Source organism: Asanoa sp. NPDC050611 (assembly GCF_040654855.1).
In the GTDB taxonomy this organism is placed as follows: domain Bacteria; phylum Actinomycetota; class Actinomycetes; order Mycobacteriales; family Micromonosporaceae; genus Asanoa.
Genome location: NZ_JBFAIU010000425.1, coordinates 1 through 5610 on the forward strand (window position 1 = coordinate 1; position 5610 = coordinate 5610).

Annotated in this window: 4 protein-coding genes and 1 pseudogene; 1 reads left to right on the forward strand and 4 read right to left on the reverse strand. The window is 71.1% G+C overall.

Features of this window, described 5'->3' with window-relative positions; translation table 11 throughout:
• A pseudogene (locus tag AB0H87_RS37110) lies at positions 1–359 on the reverse strand (hypothetical protein); the annotation flags it as partial.
• A 233-nt stretch (positions 360–592) separates the two neighbouring features.
• The gene (locus tag AB0H87_RS37115) at positions 593–1555 is read right to left on the reverse strand and encodes a Gfo/Idh/MocA family oxidoreductase (RefSeq protein WP_360156905.1); all 963 of its coding nucleotides are present in this window, start codon (positions 1553–1555) and stop codon (positions 593–595) included.
• Between the two features lie 42 nt (positions 1556–1597).
• Here AB0H87_RS37115 and AB0H87_RS37120 point away from each other — a divergent pair, with 42 nt between their 5' ends.
• Complete coding sequence (locus AB0H87_RS37120) at positions 1598–2410, forward strand: NUDIX hydrolase (protein ID WP_360156908.1); 813 nt, start codon at positions 1598–1600, stop codon at positions 2408–2410.
• Here the strand turns inward: AB0H87_RS37120 and AB0H87_RS37125 are convergent.
• The gene (locus tag AB0H87_RS37125) at positions 2397–4673 is read right to left on the reverse strand and encodes an excinuclease ABC subunit UvrA (protein WP_360156911.1); all 2277 of its coding nucleotides are present in this window, start codon (positions 4671–4673) and stop codon (positions 2397–2399) included. The genes AB0H87_RS37120 and AB0H87_RS37125 overlap by 14 nt on opposite strands.
• A gap of 21 nt (positions 4674–4694) precedes the next feature.
• Positions 4695–5489, reverse strand: coding sequence for a hypothetical protein (locus AB0H87_RS37130; protein ID WP_360156914.1), 795 nt, complete (start codon positions 5487–5489; stop codon positions 4695–4697).
• Positions 5490–5610: the final 121 nt, after the last annotated feature.

Here is a 5610-nt window from a genome sequence, read left to right on the forward strand (position 1 = left end):
GCTGCATCCACTTGAAGTGCGTGTCGACGGTCTGGTCGTCGTACGACGAGAACAGCTGCGCCGGCTGCCCGGGCGGCAGCGGCCAGGCGGCGGCTGACCCGGGCCAGGGCCTCCTCGAACACCTCGGCCTTGTCCCGGTCGCGGCTGCCTCTCGGGTACGCCTTGCCCCGGGCGCCCGTGTCCTGCACCCGCTCCGCCGACCGGCGTCGGTAGAGCTTGACGTACTTGTCCCGGTTCCGCCGCACCCGCGTGTGGAGCTCGACGAGCTCGTCCTCGTCCAGCGCGGCGAGCTCGTTACCCGCCGTCTCCCGCACGAGAGCCTGCTCGACCTCGGTCAACGACCCGACCAGCGACTGCATGACCGTCCCCCTGGAAAGCGAGCTTTGTTCCATCTTCGCCGGGAGCGCAGGCGGCCGGGCGGCTTTCGCCCGAGTAGGCGCAGAACCCGCCCCTGCCAAGGCCGCTTCCGCGGCTTTGCTCTGCTTCCATATCCGCACCACCCGTGCTGACCTGCGGTGCATATATGGAAGCAGAGCAAAGCGAGCAGAAGACCCCCGGAGCGGAGGGGGTGAATTCGATCTTGCGGAGGCGGTTAGTAGGTCACGCCGATCTGGGCGCGGACCTCGTCGAGCAGGCCCATCACCTCGAGGGTCGTGGCGTGCGGCACGAGCGGGCTCTCCAGGAGGCCCGCGGCGAGGCAGCGCTGCACCTCGAGCGCCTCGAACTGGTAGCCCGCGCCCGGGTGCGGGTCGGCCACCTCGACCGGGTCCGTGCCCGGCCGGTGCAGGACGTAGCGGTCGGCCATGAAGAACGTCGGCAGCTCGATCCGGCCGGCCGTGCCGGTGATCGTGGCCCGTGTCGGGGTCGTGCCGATCAGGCCGCAGGTCAGCGTCGCCACCGCGCCCGAGTCGTAGCCGAACACGATGCCCGTGTTCTCGTCGGTGCCCTCGGGGCCGATCTTCGCCCACGAGCGGACGTGGTCCGGGGCGCCGAGCACCAGGTGCGCCATCGTCACCGGGTAGACCCCCAGGTCCAGCAGCGCGCCGCCGCCCAGCTCGCGGGCGCGCAGGCGGTGGGACGACGGGAACGGGCCGTAGATGCCGAAGTCCGCGGCCACCGTCGTCACGGTGCCGATGGCGCCGTCGGCGATCAGGTCCAGGACCGCGCGGACGGTCGGGTTGGCCCGGGTCCACATCGCTTCCATGAAGAAGACGCCGGCGGCGCGGGCGGCGTCGACCAGCTCCGCGGCGCTGGCCCGGTCGAGCGTGACCGGCTTCTCGCAGAGCACCGGCTTGCCGGCCCGGATGCAGGTCAGCGCCGCGGCCGCGTGGGCCGAGTGGGGCGTCGCCACGTAGATCACGTCGACCTCGGGGTCGGCCGCGAGCGCCTCCCACGAGCCGTGTGCCCGCGGCACGTCGAAGCGCTCCGCGAAGGCCTTGGCCGCCTCGACGGAGCGCGAGCCCACCGCGACCAGTTCGGCGCCGGGCGCGTGCCGCAGGTCGGCGGCGAACTTGGCGGCGATCCCGCCGGTCGCGAGGATTCCCCATCTCGTCATGGCAGGCACGCTAGCCCAGCGGCCTGCGGCTAAGCTCAGCCGGTGGTCGAGGAGTTCGCAGCACCACCCGAGATCGTCGACCATGCGCGACGGTTCGCGGCCGAGGGCCGCACGCCCGTCACGCCCCGGCTGGCCGCCACCGTGCTGCTGCTGCGACCGACGGACGACACCGGCTTCGAGGTGTACGTCATCCGCCGGGTCGCCGCGATGGCGTTCGGCGGGCGCTACGCGTTCCCGGGCGGCGGTGTCGACCCCAGCGACTCACAGGCCGACCTCGGCATCGACGCCGCCGGCCTGGCCGATCGCCTGGCCACCGACCCGCAGCGCGCCCAGGCGATCATCTGCGCGGCCGCCCGCGAGGTGTTCGAGGAGTCCGGCGTGCTGCTGGCCGGCCCGACCGCGAGCACCGTCGTCGGCGACGTCAGCGGCGACGACTGGGAGGCCGCCCGGCGCGCCCTGGTCGCCCGCGACCTGGGCTTCGCCGACCTGCTCAAGCAGCGCGCGCTGACCCTGCGGGCCGACCTGCTGGCGCCGTGGAGCCGGTGGATCACGCCGGAGTTCGAGCCGCGCCGGTTCGACACCTACTTCTTCGTCGCCGCGCTGCCCGGCGGGCAGGTCACCCGGGACGTCTCCGGCGAGGCCGACCACACGATGTGGATCCGGCCCGCCGACGCGGTCGCCCGGGCCGAGCGCGGCGAGGTCGCGATGCTGCCGCCCACGATCATGACGCTGAAGCAGGTCGCCGAGTGCGCGGACATCCCGGCGGTGTTCGCGGCGGCGGCCGACCGGGAGCCGGCCGCCGCCGTGACACCGACGCTGGATCTCACGGGCACGCCGACGTTCAGGTACGGCTGAACGTCGCCAGGTCGCGCCGCACGGCCTCGGCGGTGTGCGTGTCGGCCTTCAGCAACTCGGCCGGCGGCCCGGTGAACAGCACCTCGCCGCCCTTGGTGCCGCCTTCCGGGCCCAGGTCGATGATCCAGTCGGCGTTCTTGATGACGTCCAGGTTGTGCTCGATCACGACCACCGAGTTGCCCTGGTTGACCAGCCGGTCCACGATCTCCAGCAGGTGCTGGATGTCGGACATGTGCAGGCCCGTGGTCGGCTCGTCCATCACGTACACCGTGCCGGTCTTGTGCAGCTCCGTGGCGAGCTTGATGCGCTGGCACTCGCCGCCAGAGAGGGTGCTCAGCGGCTGGCCGAGCCGCAGGTAGTCGAGGCCGACCGCGGTGACCGCGGACAGCACCGTGCGCAGCTTCTTCTCGGTGAAGAACTCGGCCGCCTCGGCCGCGGTCAGCTCCAGCACGTCGGCGATCGACTTCCCGCGCAGGTGGTAGCCGAGCACCTCCTCGGAGAACCGCCGCCCGTGGCAGATCTCGCACGGCGACTTGAAGCCCTCCATGAACCCGAGGTCCGTGTAGATCACCCCGAGGCCCTGGCAGTTGGTGCAGGCGCCCTTGGAGTTGAAGCTGAAGAGCCCCGCGTTGACCCCGTTGGCCTTTGCGAACAACCGCCGGATGTCGTCCATCAGGCCGGTGTACGTGGCCGGGTTCGACCGGATCGAGGCACCGACCGCCGACTGGTCGATCGCGACCGCCTCCGGGTGCTGGCCCAGGAACACCTCGTTGATCAGCGTGCTCTTGCCGGACCCGGCCACGCCCGTCACGACGGTCAGCACGCCGGTCGGGATGTCGACGGTGACGTTCCTGAGGTTGTTGCGGGTCGCGCCGTGGATGGTCAGCGCCCCGGTGTGGACGCGGGCCTCCTGCTTGAGCGGCAGAGCGTGCTTCATGAACCGGCCGGTCAGCGTCGGCGCCTCGGCCAGCTCGGCGAAGCTGCCGGTGAACACCACCTGGCCGCCGTGCGCGCCGGCCTTCGGGCCCAGGTCGACGACGTGGTCCGCGACCGCGATGACGTCCCGGTCGTGCTCGACGACCAGCACCGTGTTGCCCTTGTCGCGCAGCTTGACCAGCAGCTCGTTGAGCCGCTGCACGTCGTGGGCGTGCAGGCCGATGCTCGGCTCGTCGAAGACGTACATCATGTCGATCAGGCTGCTGCTCAGGTGCCGGACCATCTTGATCCGCTGGGACTCGCCGCCGGACAGGCTGGTCGTCTCCCGGTCGAGGCGGATGTAGCCGAGCCCGATCGTGACCAGGTTCCGGACCCGGTCGATCAGGCTCGCGACGATCGGCCCGCCGGCCCTGTCCACCGTCCCGGCCAGCTCGCCGAGGGTGGCGAGCAGCTCGGTCGCCTCCATCGCGAGCAGGTCGGTGATGTGGTAGCCCTCGACCGACGCGGCCAGCGCCGCCGGGGACAGCCGGCCGCCCTTGCAGAGCGGGCACGTGCCGGTGGTGACGAAGCGGAGGAGGGACGCCTTGTTGCGCTCGGACATCGCGCCGAGGTCCTTCTTGACGTAGAGCCGGGTGAACTTGTCGACCAGGCCCTCGTACGTCGTGTTGATCTTCCCGCCCTGCCATTCGACCGGGACCTTGCCCGTGCCGTGCAGGAACACCTCCCACTCCTCGGAGGTGTAGTCGCGCAGCGGCTTGTCGGCGTCGAACCAGCCGGACATCAGGTAGGTGCTCAGGTACCAGCCGCCGACCGCGAAGTCGGGGTGCAGCACCGCGCCCTCGTTGAGCGACTTCGACCGGTCGACGAGCTTGTCGAGGTCGATGGTGGTGACGTGGCCGAGCCCGTCACACTCCGGGCACATGCCCTGCGGGTCGTTGAACGAGAACGCGTTGGAATAGCCCACGTAGGGCTGGCCCACGCGCGAGAAGAGCAGCCGGATCAGGGGGTTGATGTCGGTGATCGTGCCGACCGTCGAGCGGGAGCTGCCGCCCAGGCGCTTCTGGTCGACGACGATCGCGGCGGACAGGTTCTCGATGGAGTCGACGTCGGGCTGGCCGTAGCTGGGCAGGAAGTTGCGGGCGAACGCGGTGAACGTCTCGTTGAGCTGCCGCTGCGCCTCCGCGGCGATCGTGTCGAAGACCAGTGACGACTTGCCGGAGCCAGACACACCGGTGAACACGGTGATCTGGCGCTTCGGGATCCGGACGGTGACGTCCTTGAGGTTGTTTTCGCGGGCTCCGGTGATCTCGATGTAGTCGGTCAGCACCCGTACACTGTACGGAACCCGTCAACAGAGTTGTGACACGTAGACCTGGGCCTCGCCGTCGGCCCTCGGCAGCACGACGACCCCTTCAGTCTCGCCCCGCCGGTAGACGTAGGCCTGCTTGCCGTCGAGGATCTCCCCGCTGCCGCCGATCTTGCGAGCGGCGGCCAGCGGCTCGGCCACGCCATGTCCCAGCGCCCCGGCGGTGGTCGCCGGGTTGCCGAACGGGCACTGCGCGAACGCGATGGACCCTTGCTCGATCTGACTCGCGCCGAGCTGGCGCAGCACGGCGGCCGGCTCCTCGCTCCGGGGACTGTCGGGCAGCACGTTGTCGACCTCGTCCGCGTCGGGCCGGCAGCCACTCGTCGCGGTGACCTGCACCTCGCCCGGCACGATCAGCTTCGCCCGGACGGCGACGAACTCGCCCGCGTCGGCCCGCACCGAGTTGCCGTCGGCACTGAGCACGGCCTGGTACGAGCGCGGAAGCGAGTAGGCGAACCGCTCCAGGAAGCTCCTGCTCCCGCCGTCCTCGGTGAATACCCGCACGATGCCGGTCGCGGTCGCGCCGTCGCGAAACGGCGTGATCCGGCAGCCCTTCTCGATCGCGATCGGCATGATCACCGGCACGGTGTACTGCCCAGCCAGACCGACCGTCCGGCCCATCGCCTCGTTGACCACGGCCACCGCGGCGGCCAGGTCGCGCTGCTCGCGAACGGTCGGCGGGTCGGTGCGGTGCGACCGCACGGCGAGCAGGCCGAGCACCAGGGCCCAGGCGACCAGCCCACCGACCATCCAGGCTCGTCGGCGCGATGTGGTCACCGGGCCATGGTGACACGACGGCGCCCCGGCCTGCTCGGCCGGGCCGGCACCGGTCCCGCGGTGTCGAGCACGATCGTCGGTCGCCATGACGAGGCCGGCGACGTGCTCGCCCGCTCGGTGC

What these genes read in the sequence shown, in the direction of transcription:
- AB0H87_RS37115 (WP_360156905.1), bottom strand. Translation starts at nt 1,555, where the DNA reads ATGACGAGATGGGGAATCCTCGCGACCGGCGGGATCGCCGCCAAGTTC.